Source organism: Mycobacterium montefiorense (genome assembly GCF_003112775.1).
Classification (GTDB): domain Bacteria; phylum Actinomycetota; class Actinomycetes; order Mycobacteriales; family Mycobacteriaceae; genus Mycobacterium; species Mycobacterium montefiorense.
Genome location: NZ_BFCH01000014.1, coordinates 33,116 through 54,410 on the forward strand (window position 1 = coordinate 33,116; position 21,295 = coordinate 54,410).

The 21,295-nt window shown below is 66.5% G+C and carries 21 protein-coding genes and 1 pseudogene; 11 read left to right on the forward strand and 11 right to left on the reverse strand.

What is annotated here, in order from left to right; translation table 11 throughout:
- Nucleotides 1-5: 5 nt before the first annotated feature.
- From DB708_RS09570 to DB708_RS09590, 5 genes are all read right to left on the reverse strand, one after another.
- Nucleotides 6-680, reverse strand: coding sequence for a methyltransferase family protein (locus DB708_RS09570; RefSeq protein WP_108921716.1), 675 nt, complete (start codon nt 678-680; stop codon nt 6-8).
- Nucleotides 677-2,308: an ABC transporter permease gene (locus tag DB708_RS09575; RefSeq protein ID WP_108921717.1), complete on the reverse strand. Its 1,632-nt coding sequence runs from the start codon at nt 2,306-2,308 to the stop codon at nt 677-679. The genes DB708_RS09570 and DB708_RS09575 overlap by 4 nt, the downstream gene beginning before the upstream one ends.
- The gene (locus DB708_RS09580; RefSeq protein WP_108921718.1) at nt 2,308-3,228 is read right to left on the reverse strand and encodes an ABC transporter ATP-binding protein; all 921 of its coding nucleotides are present in this window, start codon (nt 3,226-3,228) and stop codon (nt 2,308-2,310) included. The genes DB708_RS09575 and DB708_RS09580 overlap by 1 nt, the downstream gene beginning before the upstream one ends.
- Nucleotides 3,218-3,856, reverse strand: coding sequence for a TetR/AcrR family transcriptional regulator (locus tag DB708_RS09585; protein ID WP_108921719.1), 639 nt, complete (start codon nt 3,854-3,856; stop codon nt 3,218-3,220). The genes DB708_RS09580 and DB708_RS09585 overlap by 11 nt, the downstream gene beginning before the upstream one ends.
- A gap of 190 nt (nt 3,857-4,046) precedes the next feature.
- Nucleotides 4,047-4,715, reverse strand: coding sequence for an O-methyltransferase (locus DB708_RS09590; RefSeq protein WP_108921746.1), 669 nt, complete (start codon nt 4,713-4,715; stop codon nt 4,047-4,049).
- A gap of 202 nt (nt 4,716-4,917) precedes the next feature.
- Here DB708_RS09590 and sigE point away from each other — a divergent pair, with 202 nt between their 5' ends.
- The 4 genes from sigE to tatB all read left to right on the forward strand — a co-directional run bounded on the left by sigE (nt 4,918) and on the right by tatB (nt 8,275).
- A complete protein-coding gene (gene sigE, locus DB708_RS09595) occupies nt 4,918-5,673 on the forward strand; it encodes an RNA polymerase sigma factor SigE (RefSeq protein WP_108921720.1) in 756 nt (251 codons plus the stop codon).
- 119 nt (nt 5,674-5,792) lie between these two features.
- Nucleotides 5,793-6,188: an anti-sigma E factor RseA gene (gene rseA, locus DB708_RS09600; protein WP_108921721.1), complete on the forward strand. Its 396-nt coding sequence runs from the start codon at nt 5,793-5,795 to the stop codon at nt 6,186-6,188.
- A gap of 158 nt (nt 6,189-6,346) precedes the next feature.
- Nucleotides 6,347-7,861: a serine protease HtrA gene (gene htrA, locus DB708_RS09605; protein WP_108921722.1), complete on the forward strand. Its 1,515-nt coding sequence runs from the start codon at nt 6,347-6,349 to the stop codon at nt 7,859-7,861.
- Entirely contained in the window at nt 7,862-8,275 is a 414-nt protein-coding gene (gene tatB, locus DB708_RS09610; RefSeq protein ID WP_108921723.1) for a Sec-independent protein translocase protein TatB, read from the forward strand.
- Between the two features lie 3 nt (nt 8,276-8,278).
- Here the strand turns inward: tatB and DB708_RS09615 are convergent, their stop codons facing one another.
- The 5 genes and pseudogenes from DB708_RS09615 to DB708_RS09635 all read right to left on the reverse strand — a co-directional run bounded on the left by DB708_RS09615 (nt 8,279) and on the right by DB708_RS09635 (nt 13,405).
- Entirely contained in the window at nt 8,279-9,463 is a 1,185-nt protein-coding gene (locus tag DB708_RS09615; protein WP_108921724.1) for an Mrp/NBP35 family ATP-binding protein, read from the reverse strand.
- Nucleotides 9,464-9,481: 18 nt separating this feature from the next.
- Nucleotides 9,482-10,798 (reverse strand): lytic transglycosylase domain-containing protein, encoded by a 1,317-nt coding sequence (locus tag DB708_RS09620; RefSeq protein ID WP_108921725.1) that lies wholly within the window; start codon nt 10,796-10,798, stop codon nt 9,482-9,484.
- A gap of 161 nt (nt 10,799-10,959) precedes the next feature.
- Entirely contained in the window at nt 10,960-11,469 is a 510-nt protein-coding gene (locus DB708_RS09625; RefSeq protein WP_108921726.1) for a DUF1003 domain-containing protein, read from the reverse strand.
- Nucleotides 11,468-12,776: pseudogene (locus DB708_RS09630) on the reverse strand (magnesium transporter MgtE N-terminal domain-containing protein); the annotation flags it as partial. The pseudogene DB708_RS09630 and the gene DB708_RS09625, both read right to left, overlap by 2 nt.
- Nucleotides 12,777-12,835: 59 nt before the next feature.
- Entirely contained in the window at nt 12,836-13,405 is a 570-nt protein-coding gene (locus tag DB708_RS09635) for a DUF4190 domain-containing protein (protein ID WP_108921728.1), read from the reverse strand.
- Between the two features lie 86 nt (nt 13,406-13,491).
- On the opposite strand from DB708_RS09635, the gene DB708_RS09640 reads away from it, so the two are divergent.
- The 6 genes from DB708_RS09640 (at nt 13,492) to DB708_RS09665 (ending at nt 18,966) form a co-directional block, all read left to right on the forward strand.
- On the forward strand, nt 13,492-14,019 hold the full coding sequence (locus tag DB708_RS09640; RefSeq protein WP_108921729.1) for a general stress protein: 528 nt from the start codon (nt 13,492-13,494) through the stop codon (nt 14,017-14,019).
- An 84-nt stretch (nt 14,020-14,103) separates the two neighbouring features.
- A complete protein-coding gene (locus DB708_RS09645) occupies nt 14,104-15,447 on the forward strand; it encodes an extracellular solute-binding protein (RefSeq protein WP_409347581.1) in 1,344 nt (447 codons plus the stop codon).
- The gene (locus DB708_RS09650; RefSeq protein WP_235616707.1) at nt 15,444-16,343 is read left to right on the forward strand and encodes a carbohydrate ABC transporter permease; all 900 of its coding nucleotides are present in this window, start codon (nt 15,444-15,446) and stop codon (nt 16,341-16,343) included. The genes DB708_RS09645 and DB708_RS09650 overlap by 4 nt, the downstream gene beginning before the upstream one ends.
- Nucleotides 16,333-17,172 (forward strand): carbohydrate ABC transporter permease, encoded by an 840-nt coding sequence (locus tag DB708_RS09655; RefSeq protein WP_108921731.1) that lies wholly within the window; start codon nt 16,333-16,335, stop codon nt 17,170-17,172. The genes DB708_RS09650 and DB708_RS09655 overlap by 11 nt, the downstream gene beginning before the upstream one ends.
- 4 nt (nt 17,173-17,176) lie before the next feature.
- A complete protein-coding gene (locus DB708_RS09660; RefSeq protein WP_108921732.1) occupies nt 17,177-18,358 on the forward strand; it encodes an ABC transporter ATP-binding protein in 1,182 nt (393 codons plus the stop codon).
- Nucleotides 18,355-18,966, forward strand: coding sequence for a suppressor of fused domain protein (locus DB708_RS09665; protein WP_108921733.1), 612 nt, complete (start codon nt 18,355-18,357; stop codon nt 18,964-18,966). The genes DB708_RS09660 and DB708_RS09665 overlap by 4 nt, the downstream gene beginning before the upstream one ends.
- Nucleotides 18,967-18,990: 24 nt before the next feature.
- Here DB708_RS09665 and corA read toward each other — a convergent pair whose 3' ends face one another.
- Entirely contained in the window at nt 18,991-20,091 is a 1,101-nt protein-coding gene (gene corA, locus DB708_RS09670; RefSeq protein ID WP_108921734.1) for a magnesium/cobalt transporter CorA, read from the reverse strand.
- 206 nt (nt 20,092-20,297) lie between these two features.
- On the opposite strand from corA, the gene DB708_RS09675 reads away from it, so the two are divergent.
- Nucleotides 20,298-21,287 (forward strand): malate dehydrogenase, encoded by a 990-nt coding sequence (locus tag DB708_RS09675; RefSeq protein ID WP_108921735.1) that lies wholly within the window; start codon nt 20,298-20,300, stop codon nt 21,285-21,287.
- The last annotated feature ends 8 nt before the right edge of the window (nt 21,288-21,295 follow it).

The following is a 21,295-nucleotide window of genomic DNA, read 5'->3' on the forward strand; positions in this document are numbered from 1 at the left end:
TCGCGCTACCAGACGTAGGGCAGCAGCCGGTATCGCACCTGCTGCGCATACTCGCGGTAGCCGGGCAATTGTTCGGTCAGCAGTTTCTCTTCGTCGAGGATGCGCAAGACGATCACCGCCTGCCCCGGGATGACGAATAAAAGTCCCCAATACGAGCCGAGCGCAAGCGGGATGCCGATCATCATGACGAAGTTGCCGGCGTACATCGGGTGTCGCACCAGCTTGTAGACCCCGGCGGATACCAGCGTCTGGCCCGATTCCACCGTGACCGTGGCTGCCGCGTAGGAATTCTGGATGACCACCACCATGGCGATACCGAGGCCGATCGCGACCAGGACATCACCGAGCACCGACACCCAGCCGGGCACCGACGACCAGTCCATCCGGTGGTCGTAGGCACTGAACACCAGCATCGCGGTCAGACTCGCAAACGCGCCAGTGATCACCACCTTCTGCAGGGCCCTGCCTTCGGCGAGTGGACCACCGTGCATGCGGCGCTGCAGCGCAGCGGGGTTCGTCCGGGCCAGGTAGACAGTCGGGAAGACCGTCACCGCGACGAAAGTGGCGACGAAAAGCCATGCCTGCCAACAGTCGAGCGTGCCGGCCGGGAGGAACAGCAGCAAGCATATTACGGCCATCCCGATGACCGATGACGCGGTCGCGCGAACAGCGGTGTTCATGAGCGCAGATCCCGCCGCCGGAATGCCATGGCGCCCAACGTGATCAATGCCGCATCGACGGCCAGCAGCCACAGCAGGGGCACTGCGGTGAAGCTGCCGCCGACCCGCGGAACATGCGCGAAGGGCTCGAGATCAAGTACCCACTGCGGGAAACCCGCCAACGAACCGATCAGATACAAGGCGATGAACCCGATCAGCACGCCCCACGCCACCGGGGCGAACCGTGGCGCGAGGCCGAACAGTCCGACCGTCACGGCCGTCGCCAGCCAGACCGCCGGTAACTGTACGGCCGCGGTGCCGACGACCATCGCCAACTTGCCGCCGACGTCCCCGGCCGCGACGCCGTAGACGAGCCCGCCCGTCACCCCGGCGAGCAGCATCGCCACCGCGGAGCCAACCAGCGCAGCCACCAAATGGCTTGCCAGCCAACGTGTCCGAGAGACAGCGCCGGCCAATGCCGTCTCGGCTCGCAGGCCGGCTTCTTCCTGATGCAGTCGCAGCGTCAGCGAGATGGCGAAGGCGGAAGCCACCATGCCCATCATCGCGAACGCCACCGCGAGGAAGGCCTCCTCCAAAGCGGTGGTGCCGCCCATCCGCGCGACGATGTCGCGTGCCACGCCGTCGCCGATCTCGTCACCGATGCCCTGCGCGACGCTGCCCATCACGAGGCCATACAGGCACATGCCCACGGTCCACAGCAGCAGCGCGCCGCGGTCCAGCCGCCATGCCAGCCCGAAGACGTTGCTCAAACCCGGTGCGGCGGCGGCCGGGCCGGCACGCTCGGCGACGAGTCCCGCGCCGACGTCGCGCCCGGCCAGCAGCCGATACGCCGCGGCGGTGAGTACGGCGGCGGTGACCAGGTGCAGCAGCAGCACCCAAAAGTGATCACCCGCGTACGGCCGCACCTGCAGCGACCATCCCAGCGGCGAAAACCACGACAGCGTGCCCGAGCTGGCATCACCGATGGCGCGCAGCGTGAACGCGGCCCCCAGCACCGAGAAGGCAGCGCCGCGGGCGAACCGCGCGCTCGCCGACAGCTGCGCGGTCACCGCGGCCACCGCCGTGAACACCACACCGGAGCCGGCCAGCGCGGCGCCGAACGCCAGCGATCCGCCGGTGGGGACCTTGGTGGTCAGCAATCCCGCCGCGCCGATCGCCCCGGTGGCAATCGAGGCCCCGAACGAGAGGATCAGCGCCGCGGTGAGGCTGGCGTACCGTCCGACCCCGGTCGAGTCCACCAGCTCGGTCCGACCGCTTTCCTCGTCGGCGCGGGTGTACCGGATCACCGTGAGAATGACGGCGACCGCGATCAGCACGTGAAACATCCCGGCTTTCCAAATGCCCACCGCGCCAAGGCTGTCGTTGTAGACCTGTCCGTAGAGCGCGCGTTGGGCCGGGCTGGCCATGATCGACGCCGCGAACCCGGCGCGGGCGGCTTGGGTGGGGTAGACCTTCTCGATGCTTCCGACATACACCGTCGCCAACGGCAGCGAAAGCAGCAGAACCCACAACGGCAGCGAGACCCGGTCGCGGCGCAGATAGAGGCGCAGCATTCCCAGTGTTCCGGTGAAATTCGAACTACGTTGCGGGGCAAAGTATCTCGGTCGATCCATGGTTGCGGTGCTCATTACGCTGAGACCTTCTTCTCGGTGCGGCTGGTGTCGTAGTGGCGCAGGAAAAGCTCCTCGAGCGTCGGCGGCTGGCTGATCAGGCTGCGTACGCCCGCGTCGCCGAGCACCCGGATGAGTTCCCCGAGGCTGTCGCTGTCGACCTGGGCCCGCAGCGTGTTGCCCTCGACGCTGACGTCCTCGACACCCTTGATCCGGGTGAGATCGCCGGGATCACCGGTCATTTCGGCCTTGATCGAGGTGCGGCTGAGATGCCGTATCGAGTCCAGCGAACCGCTCTCGATGGTCTTGCCGGCCCGGATGATCGTCACCGTTTGGCACAGCGCTTCGGTCTCGGCCAGGATGTGGCTGGACAGCAGCACCGTCACGCCACGGTCGCGTGCTTCGGCGACGCACTGCTGAAAAATGTTCTCCATCAACGGGTCCAGGCCGCTGCTGGGCTCGTCCAGCAACAACAGACTGGCTTGCGACGAGAAGGCGGAGATCAGCGAGACCTTTTGCCGGTTGCCCTTGGAGTAGGTCCGCGACTTCTTGGTCGGGTCGAGGTCGAAGCGCTCGATCAGCTCCGCGCGGCGTGCGGCGTCGATCCCGCCGCGCATGCGCGCCAGCAGATCAATGGTCTCGCCGCCTGACAGTGACGGCCAGAGTGTCACATCGCCTGGCACATAAGCGATTTGGCGGTGCAATTCGACGGCATCGATCCATGGGTCGCCGCCCAGCAGCTGTACACTTCCGCTGTCGGCTTTCACCAGGCCCAACAGGATGCGGATGGTGGTGGACTTGCCGGCGCCGTTGGGGCCCAGAAAGCCGTGCACCTCGCCTTGCCGTACCGACAGCTCGAGGCCATCCAGCGCCCGCACCGCACCGAAGTTCTTGGTGAGGTTACGGATTTCGATGGGCGTCGCGTTGTCAACTGCCATGGGATTCTCCTTGATCGTCGGCGGCCAGGAATGCGTCGTACATCGTGCGGTCCGTCATCAGGCCTTCGGTGTAGATCTCTAGGGCGGGCAGCACCATCTCTCGGGCGTAGTCGCGCAGGACTGCCCGCAGATCTGTTGGGGTTTCATGCATTTGGATGTAGAGCAGGAAGCCTCCACCGCCGGTGATACCCAGATATCTCGCCCTGGCCTGCGGATCGCGGCTGGGCTTGATCGTCCCGGCGCGCACGCCTTCTTCCATGTAATCGAAGGCGTTGTCGATCATCCTGCGCCACAACATGTTCGCCAGCTCGCCGCCGGCCTGCATGCTGCGCACCAGGTACGCCATCAGTGGGGCGTATTCCTCGATCTCGGCCATCTGCGCGAACCAGGTCGCCGGATCGTTGGACCGCAGCGCCTCCGACTTGCTGCTGTAGATCTCTTCGGCGATGTAGTCCTCGCAGGCCTTGCGCAGGCCTTCCTTGGAGCCGAAGTGGTGAATCACCAGTGCGGCGCTCACACCAGCGGCCTCCGCGATGGTGCGCAGCCCGACGCCGAAGCCGTGCTGGCCGAATTGCTCGATGGCCGCGTCCCGGATCCGGGCTGCGGCGGTGAGGTCGGCTGAACGCATGTTTAGGAGACTAAACGCGCGTTCAGCCGAAGGTCAAGGGGACACCCCGGAGCGGATACGGAAATGAAATCAGCGCGAGGGATCAGTTGGCGCGTCCGGCCACGCCAGCACCGCACGGCGGCGCCGAGCGTGCCTGGTCGGCTAGTCGCGCACCGCGGCCAACACGCCGTCGCCGAGCGTGCCTGGTCGGCTAGTCGCGCACCGCGGCCAACACGCCGTCGCCGAGCGGCACCAGCGCGGGGGTTAGGCGCTCATCCTCGGCGATCAGACGGGCGGCCTCGCGGACCGCGACCACCTCGGTGTCGCGCGCCGCTGGATCACCGGCCCGACCGCCCAGCGCCGAGCCGTGCACGACGATGATCCCGCCGGATCGAAGCAGCCGCACGCCCTCGACGACGTAATCGGGCTGGTCGATCGGGTCGGCGTCGACGAACACCAGGTCATAGGACTCGTCGGCGAGGCGGGTGAGCACTTCTTGAGCGCGCCCGCTGATCAGCCGGGTGCGTGACGGGCCGATGCCGGCCTCGGAAAAGGCTTGCTTGGCCATCCGCAGATATTCGGGCTCGATGTCGATCGTGGTCAGTACGCCGTCGTCACTCATCCCCGACAGCAACCACAGGCCGCTGACCCCGGCACCGGTTCCGACCTCCGCGACCGCTTTGCCGCCGCTGAGCTTGGTCAGCAGACTCAGCAGCGCGCCGACTGCGGGTGTGACCGCCCGGGCGCCGATGTCGACGGAGCGTTCGCGGGCAGCCGCCAGGATTGCGTCCTCTGATATCGATCCCTCCGCATGCGCGGAGAGCGATTCGGCCCGACTGGGGGCCGCCTGGCCGGGGGTTTCTTCGTCGCTGCCGTCCATGCCCGCAGCGTATTCCATGCCGGGGCGCGGTCCGGCAGGCGCGCCTGAGCCGGCCCGTTTCCGACACGCCCGGGAAGGCCGGCGCGGCCTAAGTCACTCCACTACCGATCCGCCCTGCGTATGCCAGGTAACGATATGGTTTCTCAGCCAAACCTCAGATTGCTCCTATACCGCGCATACGCCGATACGCGACGGTGTCGGTATGGAACGTGGAGGACGTTGGACGGGGAATACGGATTGGCAACTTCGCGTTGCCGGCGATGACGAACTGCCGCTACTCGGCAGGGCAAATACTTCGGAGGATTCGATCAACACCACTCTCTTAAGCCCGAGCACTATGTCTCACGCTCAGGAATGTCGCGACGACGAATGGGTCGAGCCGGCGGAAGGGCCGCAGGGGACGGCCGTATTCGACGCGACCGGGGACAAGACGACGATGCCGTCCTGGGACGAGTTGGTGCGTCAGCACGCCGACCGGGTCTACCGGTTGGCCTACCGGCTGTCGGGTAACCAGCAAGACGCCGAGGACCTGACCCAGGAGACCTTCATCCGGGTCTTTCGGTCGGTGCAGAACTACCAGCCCGGCACCTTCGAGGGCTGGCTACACCGCATCACCACGAATCTGTTCCTTGACATGGTGCGCCGGCGCGCACGCATCCGGATGGAAGCGCTGCCGGACGACTACGACCGGGTGCCGGCCGACGAGCCCAACCCCGAGCAGATCTACCACGACGCGCGCCTGGGGCCTGACCTGCAGGCCGCGCTCGATTCGCTGCCGCCGGAGTTTCGTGCCGCGGTGGTGCTGTGCGACATCGAAGGCCTGTCCTACGAGGAGATCGGCGCCACGCTGGGCGTCAAGCTGGGCACCGTCCGCAGCCGGATACACCGCGGACGTCAGGCGCTGCGCGACTACCTGGCTGCACACTCCGAGCTGGAAGTTCACGCCAAATCGGCTTAGGCCGGTTTTGCACCGCGGCTCACGGGCCGATAATCATGCGATTTCGCGGGATGCATAGCGGTGCTCGGCACGTTGCCGCGCTACATTCGAGGGGTACGTGGCAGCGAAAGGAACTGGTGATGGCCGACCGGGGACATGTGTTCCGTCGTGCGTTCTCCTGGCTCCCCGCGCAGTTCGCCTCCCAGAGTGATGCCCCGGTCGGCGCTCCCCGCCAATTCGGTTCGACCGAGCATCTGTCCGTCGAGGCGATCGCCGCGTTTGTAGACGGTGAGCTGCGGATGAACGCGCACTTGCGGGCTGCCCACCACCTCTCGCTGTGCCCGCAATGCGCGGCCGAAGTCGAGGACCAGAGCCGGGCGCGCAGCGCGCTGCGTGACTCCCATCCGATCCGCATCCCCAGCACGCTGCTCGGAATGCTGTCGGAGATTCCGCACTACCCGCCCGACGACACGCCATCGCAGGCACCCGACGGTTTCGCTGAGCGCAATATCCGCGACCAGCGCAAGCGCCGGTAGCACCCGGGGTGCCCCAGTTCGTGCGTTCAGGGCGGCCGATCAGCAACCGTGGATACTAGGGTGGACACGAATAACGCCGTGCCTGGTGCTTGCCCTGGACAGGGGCCCTGTGCGAGGCCTGTTTCGAGCATTCAAGTAGAGGATTCAAAAGGGGTAACGTGACCTCCGACCAAGGCAACGACAGCGGCAACAACGGAGGCAACCGCCTGGCGCCGCGCCCGATTTCCCGGCCACCGGTCGACCCCGCCTCGCGTCAAGCGTTCAGTCGCCCGGACGGGCTGCAGGGATCCTTTGTCGCCGAGCGAGTGCGTCCCTCGAAATACCAGGAACAGACCGAGTTCAGTCCGCACGATCAACGCCGCGACCCGGTGTTAGAAGAGGCGTTCAGCAAGCCGGTCGGCGGCGGCGAGTCACTGCAGCGCCATCCCGTCGACGCCAGTGCGCTGGCCGCCGAGCAGAACGGCTTCGGCGAAGACGAGCCCGACGACCCGTGGCGGGACCCCGGTGCCGCGGCGGCGCTGGGGACTCCGGCCGTCGCCCGGGCCGCGTCGCACGCCCCGTCGGGATATGGCGGCAAGCTCGGTGTGCGTGACGTCCTGTTCGGCAGGAAGGTCTCCTACCGCGCGCTGGCGGTACTGCTCGCCATCGCGCTGGCCGTCGGTGCCATCGGCGGGCTGATCGGTCGCAAGACGGCCGAGGTCGTCGACGCGTTCACCACCTCGAAGGTGACGCTGTCGACCAACGGCAATACTGAAGAACCGGCCGGCCGCTTCGCCAAAGTGGCTGCCGCGACTGCCAATTCGGTGGTGACCATCGAATCGAAGAGTGACCAGGAAGGCATGCAGGGTTCCGGCGTCGTCATCGACGGCCGCGGCTACATCGTCACCAACAACCACGTGATCTCCGAGGCCGCCAACAACCCCAGTCAGTTCAAGACGACCGTGGTGTTCAACGACGGTAAGGAAGTGCCCGCCAACCTGGTTGGCCGCGACCCCAAGACCGACCTGGCCGTGCTCAAGGTCGACAACGTCGACAACCTGAGCGTGGCGCGGCTCGGCGACTCCGACAAGGTGCGCGTCGGCGACGAGGTGATCGCGGCGGGTGCGCCGCTGGGCCTGCGCAGCACCGTGACGCACGGCATCATCAGCGCGCTGCACCGCCCGGTCCCGCTGTCGGGGGAGGGGTCCGACACCGACACCGTCATCGACGCCCTGCAGACGGACGCCTCGATCAACCACGGTAACTCCGGTGGTCCGTTGATCGACATGGATTCTCAGGTGATCGGCATCGACACCGCAGGAAAGTCGTTGTCCGACAGTGCAAGTGGGCTAGGTTTCGCGATCCCGGTCAACGAGGTCAAGTCGGTGGCGCAGACGCTGATCAAAGACGGAAAGATCGTGCACCCGACGCTGGGCGTCAGCACCCGGTCGGTGAGCAACTCGATTGCCGCCGGCGCTCAGGTCGCCGACGTCAAGGCAGGCAGTCCCGCGCAGAAGGGCGGAATCCTGGAGAACGACGTCATCGTCAAGGTCGGTAGCCGTAAGGTCGCCGACTCCGACGAGTTCGTCGTCGCCGTGCGGCAGCTGACGATCGGGCAGGACTCGCCGATACAGGTGGTCCGCGATGGTCGCAACGTCACTTTGACCGTCAAACCCGACCCCGATAGCGGGTAGATGTTCGGGAACCTGAGCTGGGAGCACATCCTGGTCCTCGTGGTGGTCGGGCTGGTGATCCTCGGGCCCGAGCGGCTTCCGGGTGCGATCCGTTGGACGTCGACCTCGCTTCGGCAGGCACGTGACTACCTCAGTGGGATGAGCAGCCAGCTGCGCCAGGACCTCGGGCCCGAGTTCGACGACCTGCGTGCCCCGCTCAGCGAGCTGCAGAAACTGCGCGGGATGACGCCGCGCGCGGCGCTGACCAAGCACCTGCTCGACGGCGACGATTCGTTCCTCACCGGCAATTTCGAGCGGCCGGTCAATGGAACGCCGCCGCAGTCGTCGGCCGGGCCGGCGGTGGGGCCGAATGGCAGCCCTGCGCTAGGGACCCCCCAGCACGGCCCGGCGCCGTTCGACTCCGACGCGACCTGAATCTCAGTGTCGGGTCGGGTCGAGCCCGAGCGACACGCCTGCCAACCCACGCTTTCGCGACGACAGCTTGTCGGCGACACCGCGCAGCTCCTTGCCCACCGGCGAATCGGGTGCGCTCAGCACGATCGGTACGCCCGAATCGCCGGCCGCGACCAGCGCCGGGTCCAGTGGGATCTGCCCCAGCAGCGGCACATCGGCGCCGACCGCCCGGGACAGTCGCTCGGCGACCTGCTCGCCGCCTCCCTCGCCGAATACCTGCATGGTCGAGCCGTCCGGCAGGACGAGCCCCGACATGTTCTCGACGACGCCGACGATGCGCTGGCGGGTTTGCAGCGCGATGCTGCCGGCCCGCTCGGCGACCTCGGCGGCGGCCAGCTGCGGCGTGGTCACGACCAGGATTTCCGCGTTGGGAATCAGCTGAGCCACCGAGATGGCGATATCACCGGTCCCGGGTGGCAGATCGAGCAGCAGCACATCCAGATCGCCCCAGTAGACGTCGGCCAGGAACTGCTGCAACGCCCGGTGCAGCATCGGTCCGCGCCACACCACCGGGGTGTTGCCCTCGGTGAACTGGGCGATCGAAATGACCTTCACCTCATGCGCGATCGGCGGCAGGATCATCGACTCCACCTGGGTGGGCCGGTCGGTGGTGCCCATCATCCGGGGGATGGAGTGGCCGTGGATGTCGGCATCGAGCACGCCGACCGACAGGCCACGGGTCGCCATCGCCGCAGCCAGGTTGACGGTGACGCTGGACTTGCCGACGCCGCCCTTGCCGGACGCAACCGCATAGACCCGGGTCAGCGAGCTGGGCTGGGCGAACGGGATGACGGGCTCGCGAGCGTCGCCGCGCAGCTGCTTGCGCAGCTCGGTGCGCTGCTCGTCGTTCATCACGTCCAGGCTGACTTTCACCGCCCCGGTGCCGGGCACGTCGGCGACGGCCTCGCGGACGCGCTCACTGATTTCGGCCTTCTTCGGGCAGGCCTCGGTGGTCAGGTAGATCCCGACGTGTACGCCGCCGTCGGGCTCCACGTCGATGCCCTTGACCATCCCGAGTTCGGTGATGGGACGCCGCAATTCGGGGTCGATCACCTTGCCCAGTGCGGTGCGGATAGCAGCGTTGAGGTCGGCTTGCGAACCAGCGGAGTCATGACGAGACATCACCGCCGAGTGTAGGCGGCTCGGCAACCGAGCGACTGGCAGGCGTCAGCCGGGCGGAGCCGGCGCCGGCGCCGGCGGCCCAAACGGCTGCTGTGGCGGGGCGAGCGGTCCGAACGGCTGTGGCGGCGGGGCCGGCGGTCCGAACGGCTGTGGCGGCGGGGCCGGCGGTCCGAACGGCTGTGGCGGCGGAGCCAACGGCCCAAACGGCTGCGGCGGCATGCCGGGTGCGCCCTGCGGCGGGGTTTGCGAGCTGATGCAGATCACCGTGCACCCGGGCATGTGCCCCTGTGACACCGGCGGGCTGGGCGGCGTCATCCAGGGGAACATCGGCTGCGTCGGGCTGACCTGGGCAGGCTGGCCGGTCAGGTCGATCAGCGGCATCCGTGCCATCGGGTCGTCCTGGGGCAAGCCGATCATGTTGATCGGCAGGCCGGGTCCGAGTCCCTCTGGATGCTCGTCGTGTGCATTGCCGAGCGGCGGCGGTGGTCCGGTGATTGGGGGCAGGTCGACCGGGACCACGCCGGTGGCGTAGGCCGCGGCCCAACCCAGCACGTTCTGTGCGTAGGCAGCCGAGTTGTTGTAGCGCAGGATCGCGGCCATGACCTGTGCCGGGTCGCGCAGATTCAGCCCGCCGCTGCACAGGTAGCGGGCCGCCGTCAGCGTGGAGTCGAACAGGTTCTGTGGGTCGGCAATGCCATCGCCATCGCCGTCGGCGGCGTAGCGGGCCCAGGTGCCGGGCAAGAACTGCATCGGCCCCATCGCGCGGGCGTAGGTGACGCGGTTGCCGGCGCTGCTGGAGATGATCACCTCGTTGCCGGGCAGCGTGCCGTCCAGCGCAGGACCGTAGATCGGGTTGACAGCGGTGCCGCGGGCGTCGACGGCGCCGCCGCCGGCGTGGCCGGACTCGATGCGCCCGATGCCGGCCAGCAGGTTCCAGCTGACGCCGCAGGCTGGGTCGGAGAAGGCCATCTTCTGTTCCGCGTTGCGATAGGCGGACAGCGCCATCATCGGAATGCCGAGCGCGCCAGGTGCACTCACCACTCTCGGCGGTGGTGGTGCGGACGCGGCGCCCGCCGCGACGTGGAAGGCGGTCGGTGCCCGGTCGATGGCGATGACTACCGGTCCGGACAGGTCGGGGACGGTCGGGGACACGGCGGCGACCGGGGTGATCACGGCGTGCACCGACGGGATGGGGCTCTTTCCGTGTCCGCGTATCGGCTCGGGCGTGGCGCCGACGGCACCCGCGAACACCAACGGACTGATCACCGCCACGCTGAATGCCTGTGCCCGACTTACCGGAAGCCTCCGCTTCCGCACTGACGCGACGACCGGGTGTGCACCCGAGCGACCCCCTATGCGCACTCCACCGTCCTAAGTATTTGCGCCGTCAGAAACCCTGTGAGCTGCCGGAAACCTCTTCTTAGCATCGTGAACTAGATCACCATACATAACTCTTGTGACGGGAGTGGCGCAATGGTGGATCCGGTATTCACGTGGATCTCTTACTGGTCAGCAGTACGCCCTCACCGGCGCGCCGGGCGTTCGTCCGCCGGGATCTGCACGTCCAGACCGGTCAGCAAGGCGCGCAGTTCCTCCAGCTCATCGCGCAGGTATTCACGGGTGACGACTTCGCCGATGGCCAGCCGCAGGGCGGCCAGCTCACGGGACAGGTATTCGGTGTCGGCCTTGGTCTGTGCGGCGCGACGAAGATCTTCTTCTAGTGTGACCCGGTCCCGGTTCTCTTGACGGTTCTGGGCCAGCAGGATCAGCGGCGCGGCATAGGCGGCCTGTGTCGAGAAGGCCAGATTCAGCAGAATGAACGGGTACGGGTCGAACCGCCATTCGGCCGCGATCAGGTTGATCGCGATCCACACGATCACGATGAGCGTCTGTATCAGCAGATAACGGCCGGTACCGAAGAACCGCGCGATGGCCTCGGTGCTCTGCCCGACCGTCTCGGGATCAAAGCGCAGTGAGATCCCACGCGATGTCCGCGGGGTGTACAGCCGCCGCGGTGCCGCCGGTTTGCTCACGAGGTCCCCTCAGTTGCTTCGGCGCGCGCGATGCCGGCGCTCACCTCTTGGGCCGCCGCGCGCCAGTCGTGCGGCAGTAGGTGATCCAGCAGGTCATCCACGGTGACCGCGCCCAGCAGGTGGCTCGCGGCATCCACGACGGGTCCGCATACCAGGTTGTAGGCGGCGAAGTAGCGGGTCACAGCTGCCAGTGTGGTCTCCGGGCTCAGGGTGAGCAGGTCACTGTCGACGATCCCGCCGATCAGCTCGCTCGGCGGTTCGCGAAGCAGCCGCTGAAGCGGAACGCAGCCCAGGTACCGCCCGGTGGGCGTGGCCGTCGGCGGTCGCGCCACGAACACCATCGACGACAGTGCCGGCGTGAGGTCGGGATTGCGGACCAGCGCAAGGGCCTCGGCGACCGTGGTGTCCGCGGTCAGCACCACCGGATCCGACGTCATCAAGCCGCCAGCGGTGTCGGGGGAGTGCTTCAAAAGCCTTCGCACCGGGGCGGATTCGTCGGGGTCCATCCGGGCCAACAACAGCTCGGCATCCGTGGGATTCAGCTCGCCGAGCAGGTCGGCGGCGTCGTCGGGGTCCATCTCCTCGAGCACGTCGGCGGCGCGTTCGGTGCCCAGCTGCGACAGCGCATCGGCCTGGTCCGACTCCGGCAACTCCTGCAGGATGTCGGCCAGCCGCTCGTCGGTCAGGGCCCGGAACACCTCGGTGCGCCGCTTGGCCGGCAGCCCACGGATAGCGTCCGCTACGTCGACGGCGCGGCGTCCCTCGAATTGGTTGAGCAGCTGGGCCACCGCCTGACCGGGCATCGCCAATGCCGACGGCGTCAATCCGTGCACGCTCTGCCAGTCGACCACGTGGGCCGGCCCGCGCCGTCGGAGTCGACGGTGACTGCGCACGGCGATCCTGGTCACCAGCCAGTCACGGGTCCGGGATTGCTCGATGCCCAGGTCGGTGATCACGACATCGCGGCCGACCAGCTCCGGTAGTTGCGGGTCGTTGACCGCGACCGGGGTGTCGAGAATCTGTCCGATCGCCAGGACCTCGCCCGGACGCTGTTCGAAGTGACGCAGGGACACGCTTCCTGTGTTGAGCGTCACCGCGTTGGGCTCGATCGCGGCGACCCGCAAAATCGGGATGAAGATGCTGCGGCGGGTCGCCAAGTCGACAACCAGCCCCAACACCCGCGGTTGCTGGCGAACAATGCTGATGCTGATCACGACATCGCGGATACGCCCGAAGTTCTCGCCCGTTGGCCCCAACACCAACATCCGCGCCAGCCGCGCGATGTACACCCTGTTGACCGATGCCATGGGAAAGAGCCTAGGCAGCTAGGCGCGTGACGGCAGCGAACCCGCTCTGGTGAGCCCCGCTAATGCGAATGCACCGCAAAAATCATGACGATCAGACCCACGATCAGGGTTGCGACGCCGATCACAATGCCGGCGACGGCCGTGCCGTAGCCGTCCTGGCGCGTCCGCTTGATCTGGTCGATCGCGATAATGCCCAGCACGATGGCCGCGATTCCGCCGATGCAGCAGAACAGGCCGGTAAACGACGCGATCAGCGACGCGATCGCCATCCCGTTCGTCCCGGGCGCCGCGACCTCCGCGGACCAGTAATCGCCCTGATATCCCGGCGCCGGGTAATAGCCGCCGGGATAGGGCGCAGCGCCGTAGCCGGGTGGCGGGCCACCGAATTGCGGCGGGCCCGGCGGGTAGGCCGGGCCGCCATGGCCGGGCTGCTGGTATCCGAAGGGCGGGGTGCCCGGTGGGTAGTCGAGTGGAACGCCGGGCGAGTACGGCGGGGGCGGATGGTCGGCTGGTGGCGGTGATGCCGGGTAATCCCAGGGCCCTGCCCAACCCGGCTGTTGCGGGTGCTGCCCGCCGGCCGGGTGCGGCTCAGCGGCATCCTCGCCGCTGGCACCGCCGGGAGCTGTCATGGTGTTCAACCTAGCCTGCAGGCTGCCTCGATAGGGTGGGAGGGCCGAGGTGAAACTATGGTCTCGGCAGAGGAGAATGAGCCGAAATGACTAGTCCGTTCCAGCCTGGCCAAGTCCCCGGCGCGACGCCCACGGGCGCGGCCTCCGGGCGCCGCGGGGTGCCGCAGTTGCCGACTCCGCCCAAGGGCTGGCCGGTGGGCTCTTATCCCACCTATGCCGAGGCGCAACGCTCCGTGGACTACCTATCCGAGCAGCAGTTCCCGGTGCAGCAGGTGACCATAGTCGGCGTCGACCTGATGCAGGTTGAACGGGTTACCGGCCGGCTGTCATGGCCCAAGGTGCTCGGCGGCGGTGTGCTCAGCGGGGCCTGGCTCGGGCTGTTCATCGGGTTGGTGCTCGGCTTCTTCAGCCCGAACCCGTGGGGTGCGCTGGCGACCGGGTTGGTCGCCGGGGTGTTCTTTGGCTTGATCACATCCGCTGTTCCGTATGCAATGGCACGTGGCACCAGGGATTTCAGTTCGACCATGCAGTTGGTCGCCGGCCGTTACGACGTACTCTGCGATCCGCAGAACGCGGAGAAGGCCCGGGATTTACTTGCGCGCCTGGCGATCTGACGGCCGGATGAATTGGTGGTGAGTCGCCGGGCACGCGTGCGCCGAGTGGGCGCCGTCGTGCTGGCGATTCTGACTGTCGTGTCGATGCTGCCGGCTTGCGGGGCGGTGAACACCGGGCTGGTGATCACCTTCTACTCCCCGGCGGCCGATGGGGCGACGTTCGCCGAAGTTGCCCGGCGCTGCAGTCAAAACTCCGGTGGCCGGTACACCGTCGCACACGTCAGTCTTCCCAGAGCCCCTGGTGCGCAACGGCTGCAATACGCCCGCCGGCTCGCCGGTCATGACCGCACGCTGGACGTGATGTCGCTGGACGTCATCTGGACCGCGGAGTTCGCCGAAGCGGGCTGGGTGCTACCGCTCTCCGACGATCCGGCCGGACGGGCGGAGGCCGACGTGGCCGTCGACACTTTGCCGGGTCCGCTTGCGACCGCCGGCTGGAAGCACAAACTCTACGGCGCGCCCCTCACCACCAACACCCAATTGCTTTGGTATCGATCAGATTTGGTGCATCAACCGCCGCACGACTGGAATGACATGGTCGCCGAGGCGGCCCGCTTGCACGCCGCCGGACAGCCCAGCTGGATCGCCGTGCAGGCCAATCAGGGCGAGGGTTTGGTGGTGTGGTTCAACACGCTGCTGGTCAGCGCCGGTGGCCAGGTGCTCTCCGAAGACGGCCAGCACGTCACCCTGACCGACACTCCCGCGCACCGGGCCGCCACCGTCAACGCGCTGCGAATCCTCAAGTCGGTGGCCACCGCGCCGGGAGCCGACCCGTCGATCACCCGCACCGACGAGAGCACGGCGCGGCTGGCGGTCGAACAGGGCAGAGCCGCACTGGAAGTCAACTGGCCGTATGTGCTGGCGTCGATGCTTCAGAACGCGGTCAAGGGTGGTGTGAACTTCCTTCCGCTCAACCGCAATCCGGCGCTGGCCGGCAGCGTCAACCAGTTCGGGACTTTCGTGCCCAACGACGAGCAGTTCCGCATCGCGTATCAGGCCGCCCTGTCGGTGTTCGGCTTCGCGCCTTACCCCCCTGTGGTGCCGGGCCGGCCGGCCAAGGTGACGATCGGGGGACTGAACCTGGCGGTGGCCAGCACGAGCCGTCATAAAGCTGAAGCGTTCGAAGCGATCAGATGCCTGCGCAGCCTGCAGAATCAGAAGTACATTTCGATCGACGGCGGTCTGCCCGCGGTGCGGACGTCGCTCTACTCCGACCCGCAATTCCAGGCGAAGTATCCGATGTACACCATCATTCGCCAGCAGCTGACCGATGCCGCGGTGCGTCCCGTGACGCCGGCCTACCAGGCGGTGGGGATCCGGCTGGCGACCACATTGAGCCCCATCACCGACATCGACCCCGAGCGCACGGCCGACGAACTGACCACGCAGGTGCGCAAGGCCATCGACGGTAAAGGGCTATTGCCGTGAGTACCACGGTGCCCCGATTCTGGAACCGTCCGCCCGAGCAGCGACTGGCCTTCATCCTCGTCGCGCCGGCGGCAACGCTCATGGTGGCGGTGACGGCTTATCCGATCGCCTACTCCATCTGGCTGAGTCTGCAGCACAACAACTTAGCCACCCCGAACGACACCAGGTTCATTGGACTGGGCAATTACCAAACGGTCCTGACCGACCGGTATTGGTGGACGGCGCTGGCGGTGACGCTGGCCATCACGGTGGTTTCGGTGTCGATCGAGTTCGTGCTGGGCCTGACGCTGGCGCTGGCGATGCACCACACCCTGTTCGGCAGGGGCCTGGTTCGCACCGCGGTGCTGGTGCCGTACGGCATCGTGACGGTGGTCGCTTCCTACAGTTGGTACTACGCCTGGACGCCGGGCACCGGCTATCTGGCCAACCTGCTGCCACAAGGCAGCGCGCCGCTCACCGAGCAGATTCCGTCGTTGGGCATTGTCGTCATCGCCGAAGTCTGGAAGACGACGCCGTTCATGTCCCTGTTGTTGCTCGCCGGATTAGCGCTGGTCCCAGAGGATTTGCTGAAAGCTGCGCAGGTCGACGGGGCCAGTGCCTGGCGGCGGCTGACCAGAATCATGTTGCCGATCATCAAGCCGGCGGTCGTGGTCGCGCTGCTATTCCGGACCCTGGACGCCTTCCGCATCTTCGACAACATCTACGTGCTGACCGAGGGCAACAACAACACCGGGTCGGTGTCGATCCTGGGCTACGACAACCTTTTCGAAGGCTTCGACGTTGGGCTGGGCTCGGCGATCAGCGTGCTGATCTTTCTCTGCGTCGGCATCATCGCGCTGATCTTCATCAAGGTATTCGGTGCCGCGGCACCGGGTGGTGACGTAGATGGACGCTGAGTTGACGGGCGCACGGCGCACGGCGATGTGGGCCGTCATCAATACCTCGGTCGTGGTGTACGCCCTGCTGCCGGTGCTCTGGATTCTCAGCCTGTCGCTCAAGCCGACGTCAACTGTCAAGGACGGCAAGCTGATTCCGTCGGCGGTGACACTGGAAAACTATCGCGGTATCTTCCGTGGCGACTTGTTTGCCTCGGCGCTGATCAACTCCATCGGGATCGCGTTGATCGCCACCGGTATCGCGGTGCTGCTGGGCGCGATGGCGGCCTATGCGATCGCCCGGCTGAACTTTCCCGGCAAGCGACTGCTGATTGGTTCGACCCTGCTGATTACCATGTTCCCGGCGATCTCTTTGGTGACGCCGTTGTTCGAAATCGAACGCTGGATTGGGCTTTTCGATACCTGGCCCGGGCTGATTCTGCCCTACATCACCTTTGCTTTGCCCCTTGCCATTTACACGTTGTCGGCTTTCTTCCGGGAGATCCCGTGGGATCTGGAGAAGGCGGCCAAGATGGACGGCGCCACCCCGGCGCAGGCCTTCCGAAAGATCGTCGTCCCGCTGGCGGCGCCCGGATTGGTCACTGCGGCGATCCTGGTATTCATATTCGCCTGGAACGACCTGCTGCTGGCGTTGTCGCTGACTGCCACCAAGGCGGCGATCACGGCGCCGGTGGCGATTGCGAATTTCGGAGGCAGTTCGCAATTCGAGGAACCAACCGGATCGATCGCGGCCGGTGCCATCGTGATTACGGTTCCGATCATCGTGTTTGTTCTAATCTTTCAACGACGGATTGTCGCCGGGTTGACCTCAGGCGCCGTGAAGGGATAGCGCGATGGCCGATATTGTGCTGGAACACGTGAACAAGAGTTACCCCAACGGTCATACGGCGGTGCAGGACCTGAACCTCACCATCGCCGACGGTGAATTCCTGATCCTGGTCGGCCCGTCCGGCTGCGGCAAGACCACCACGCTGAATATGATTGCCGGACTTGAAGATATCTCGTCGGGCGAATTGCGAATCGACGGTGAACGAGTCAACGAGAAGGCGCCCAAGGACCGCGACATCGCGATGGTGTTCCAGTCCTACGCGCTGTATCCGCACATGACGGTTCGGCAGAACATCGCCTTCCCGCTGACCCTGGCGAAGATGCCGAAGGCCGACATCGCGCAGAAGGTCGCCGAAACCGCCAAAATCCTTGACCTCAGCGAACTCCTGGACCGCAAACCCTCTCAGTTGTCCGGTGGGCAGCGTCAGCGGGTCGCGATGGGCCGCGCCATCGTGCGTCATCCCAAGGCGTTCTTGATGGACGAGCCGCTATCCAACCTGGACGCCAAGCTGCGCGTGCAGATGCGCGGCGAGATCGCCCGGCTGCAGCGCCGGTTGGGCACCACCACGGTCTACGTCACCCACGACCAGACCGAGGCGATGACGCTGGGTGATCGCGTGGTGGTGATGCACGGCGGCGTCGCCCAGCAGATCGGAACCCCCGCGGAGCTCTACGCGCGTCCGGCGAATCTCTTCGTGGCGGGGTTCATCGGCTCGCCTCCAATGAACTTCTTCCCCGGCACACTGACGCCGAACGGTCTGACGCTGCCGTTCGGCGAGGTGATGCTGAGCCCGGATGTCCAGGAGGTGATCGCCGCGCATCCGAAGCCCGAGAGCGTCATCGTCGGGGTGCGGCCCGAACATCTGCTGGATGCCGGTTTGATCGACGGCTTCCAGCGCATCGCGGCGACAACCTTCCAGGTGAAGGTCGACCTGGTCGAATCGCTCGGGGCCGACAAGTACGTGTACTTCACCACCGCGGGATGCGACGTCCATTCCGTCCAGCTCGACGAGCTGGCCGCCGAGTCGGAGGTGGCCGAAAACCAGTTCGTGGCAAGGGTTCCCGCCGAGTCGAAAGCCGTCATCGGCGAGTCCGTCGAATTGGCTTTCGACACCGGGAAACTCGCGGTCTTCGACGCCGACTCCGGGGTGAACCTGACCATCGCCGGGGCGCAAGCCGCGCAGTGACACAAATCCTGGACCAGGTAAGGGCACACCTGCGCGACTACTTCGCCAAGGCGGGTGAGGGGGCGTGGGGTGAGCCCGATTCGGCGAGCGTGACATTTCTGGGTACCGAACCGATCGAGATGCTGAGATTCCGTGCCACCGACTCAGTGGTGCAGTACGTGTCGCTGGGGTGCTCGCGGCATCCGATGGGTGATCCCAGCGAAATCATCGTCGACCCGTTGCGCGGCCCGCGTGCCGAAGTCGCGCTGTGCCTGCGAGATCCCGGCCCGGCCACCGGAATCGCCCGCAGCCTGGCGATGCTGGCGGCCTCGCCGGCTGTCGACGGTGTGGTGCTTGCCCCCGGCGCGCTGGTAGACCTCGGGTCGCCACTGTGGTCCTGGCCGTCGCGACGAGTGCCGTTCACCGCTGTTCTGTTGAGCGACAGCGATATTCCGGACCTGTCGCTACAGCCGCCGTGCGACCCGGTGGTGTTTCTCTCGGCGACTCCGATCACCGCGACCGAGGCGGCGTGGGTGCGGCTCAAAGGCGCCGACGCGATGCGGCAGGCCTGGGAGAGCGACGGTGTCGACGTGCTGGATCCGAACCGTCGTGCGGCACAACCTAACTGAGCCAAGGCCGCACACTCAATGTGGCTAAAGCCAGTTGTTCCTGCGGAATTGGAAGTACAGGACCAAACAAGCCAGGGTCATCAGGGCCATGACCCCCGGGTAGCCCCACGTCCAGTCCAGCTCGGGCATGAAATGAAAGTTCATCCCGTAGATCGCGGCGACCGCGGTGGGCAACGCCGCGATACCGGCCCAGGCCGCCATCTTGCGCATGTCATTGTTCTGCTGCATGCCGACGCGCGCCAACGCCGCCTGGATCAGCGAGTTGAGCATGTCGTCGTAGCTGGCGATCTGGTCCGCGGCCTCGGACTGGTGGTCGCCGACATCGCGCAGGTAGCGCCGCACCTCCTTGGAGATCAGATCCTTGTTCTCCATCTGCATTCGATGGAATGCCGCAGACAGCGGGTTGACGCAGCGGCGTAGCTCGACGACCTCACGTTTGAGCAGGTAGATCGGTTCGACGTCGAGCTTGCGGCCCGGGGCGAACGCCACCTCCTCGATGCTGTCGATATCGCCCTCCATCAGCCGGGTCACCTCGAGGTAGTGGTCCACGACGTAGTCGGCGATCGCGTGCATCACCGCGAACGGCCCCAGTCGCAGCTGCTCACCATCGGCTTCCATGCTCTTGCGCACTTCGGCCAGCCCACTGTGCTCGCCGTGGCGGACGGTGACCACGAAGTCCTTGCCGACGAAGACCATCACCTCGCCGCTTTCCACAATCTCTCGCGCCAGCGCGACCGACTCGTGTGGGACGTATTTGACCGTCTTGAGCACCAGCACCAGCGTGTCGTCGTAGCGCTCCAGCTTGGGTCGCTGATGTGCGCACACCGCGTCTTCAACGGCCAGCGGGTGCAAGCCGAAAACGTCCGCCACCTCTTTCATCTGGGCCTCGTTCGGCTCGTGCAAGCCGACCCAAACGAAGGCGTCGTGCCCCAGCATCTCGATCTGGTGCACTTTGCTGCATGCGGCCGGGTAGCTGAACTTGCCGGGCAGCCGGTTACCTCCGACGTAGACGGCGCAGTCGACCAGGGCCTCGTGGGGTGCGGGGGGTTCGGGAGCGGGTTGTGGTTGCGGCTCGTGCGCGATCGTCCGAAGCGCTTCCGGCAATGCGTCGAAACCCTCGAACACCTCAACCTCCTATCGCACCGCAGGTCACCGCAGAGCGGTGCTCATGCTACGCGTGCAGGTAAAACACGGCGTGAAATGGCGCGGCCAGCGGCCGGCAACGGTTGCCCGGTGCGCCGCGGCGAATTCGGACCGGAGATTTCGCGCGGCCAGCGGTGCGCTAGTTTCGTGGGCGACCGCTTGACCTTCTCCATAAGGAGTAAACCGACGTGAGCGCAAGTCCACTCAAGGTGGCCGTCACCGGCGCTGCCGGCCAGATCGGCTACAGCCTGCTGTTCCGCCTGGCATCCGGCTCGCTGCTGGGGCCCGACCGCCCGATCGAGCTGCGGCTGCTCGAGATCGAGCCCGCGCTCAAGGCGCTCGAGGGCGTCGTGATGGAGCTCGATGACTGCGCGTTCCCGCTGCTGTCGGGTGTCGAGATCGGCGCGGACGCGAACAAGATCTTCGACGGCGTCAACCTGGCCCTGCTGGTCGGTGCGCGGCCGCGTGGCCCGGGCATGGAACGCGGTGACCTGCTGGAGGCCAACGGCGCGATCTTCACCGCGCAGGGCAAGGCGCTGAACTCGGTCGCCGCCGACGACGTCCGCATCGGAGTGACCGGCAACCCGGCCAACACGAACGCGCTGATCGCGCTGAGCAACGCCCCCGACATCCCCACGGAGCGGTTCTCCGCGCTGACCCGCCTGGACCACAACCGGGCGATCTCGCAGCTGGCCCGCAAGACCGGCGCCGACGTCACCGACATCAAGAAGGTGACGATCTGGGGCAACCACTCGGCCACGCAGTACCCCGACATCTTCCATGCTGAGGTCGGCGGCAAGAACGCGGTCGAGGTCGTCAACGACCAGAACTGGATCGAGAACGACTTCATCCCCACGGTCGCCAAGCGCGGTGCGGCGATCATCGACGCACGCGGCGCCTCCTCGGCCGCGTCGGCCGCGTCGGCGACCGTCGATGCCGCCCGCTCCTGGCTGCTGGGCAGCCCGAAGGATGACTGGGTGTCGATGGCGGTCCTCTCCGACGGCTCCTACGGCGTCCCGGAGGGAATCGTGTCGTCGTTCCCGGTGACCACCAAGGATGGCAACTGGTCGATCGTGCAGGGGCTGGAGATCGACGAGTTCTCCCGCGGCCGCATCGACAAGACCACCGCCGAGCTGGTCGACGAGCGCGCCGCCGTCACGGAACTGAAGCTGATCTGAGGCAGTCG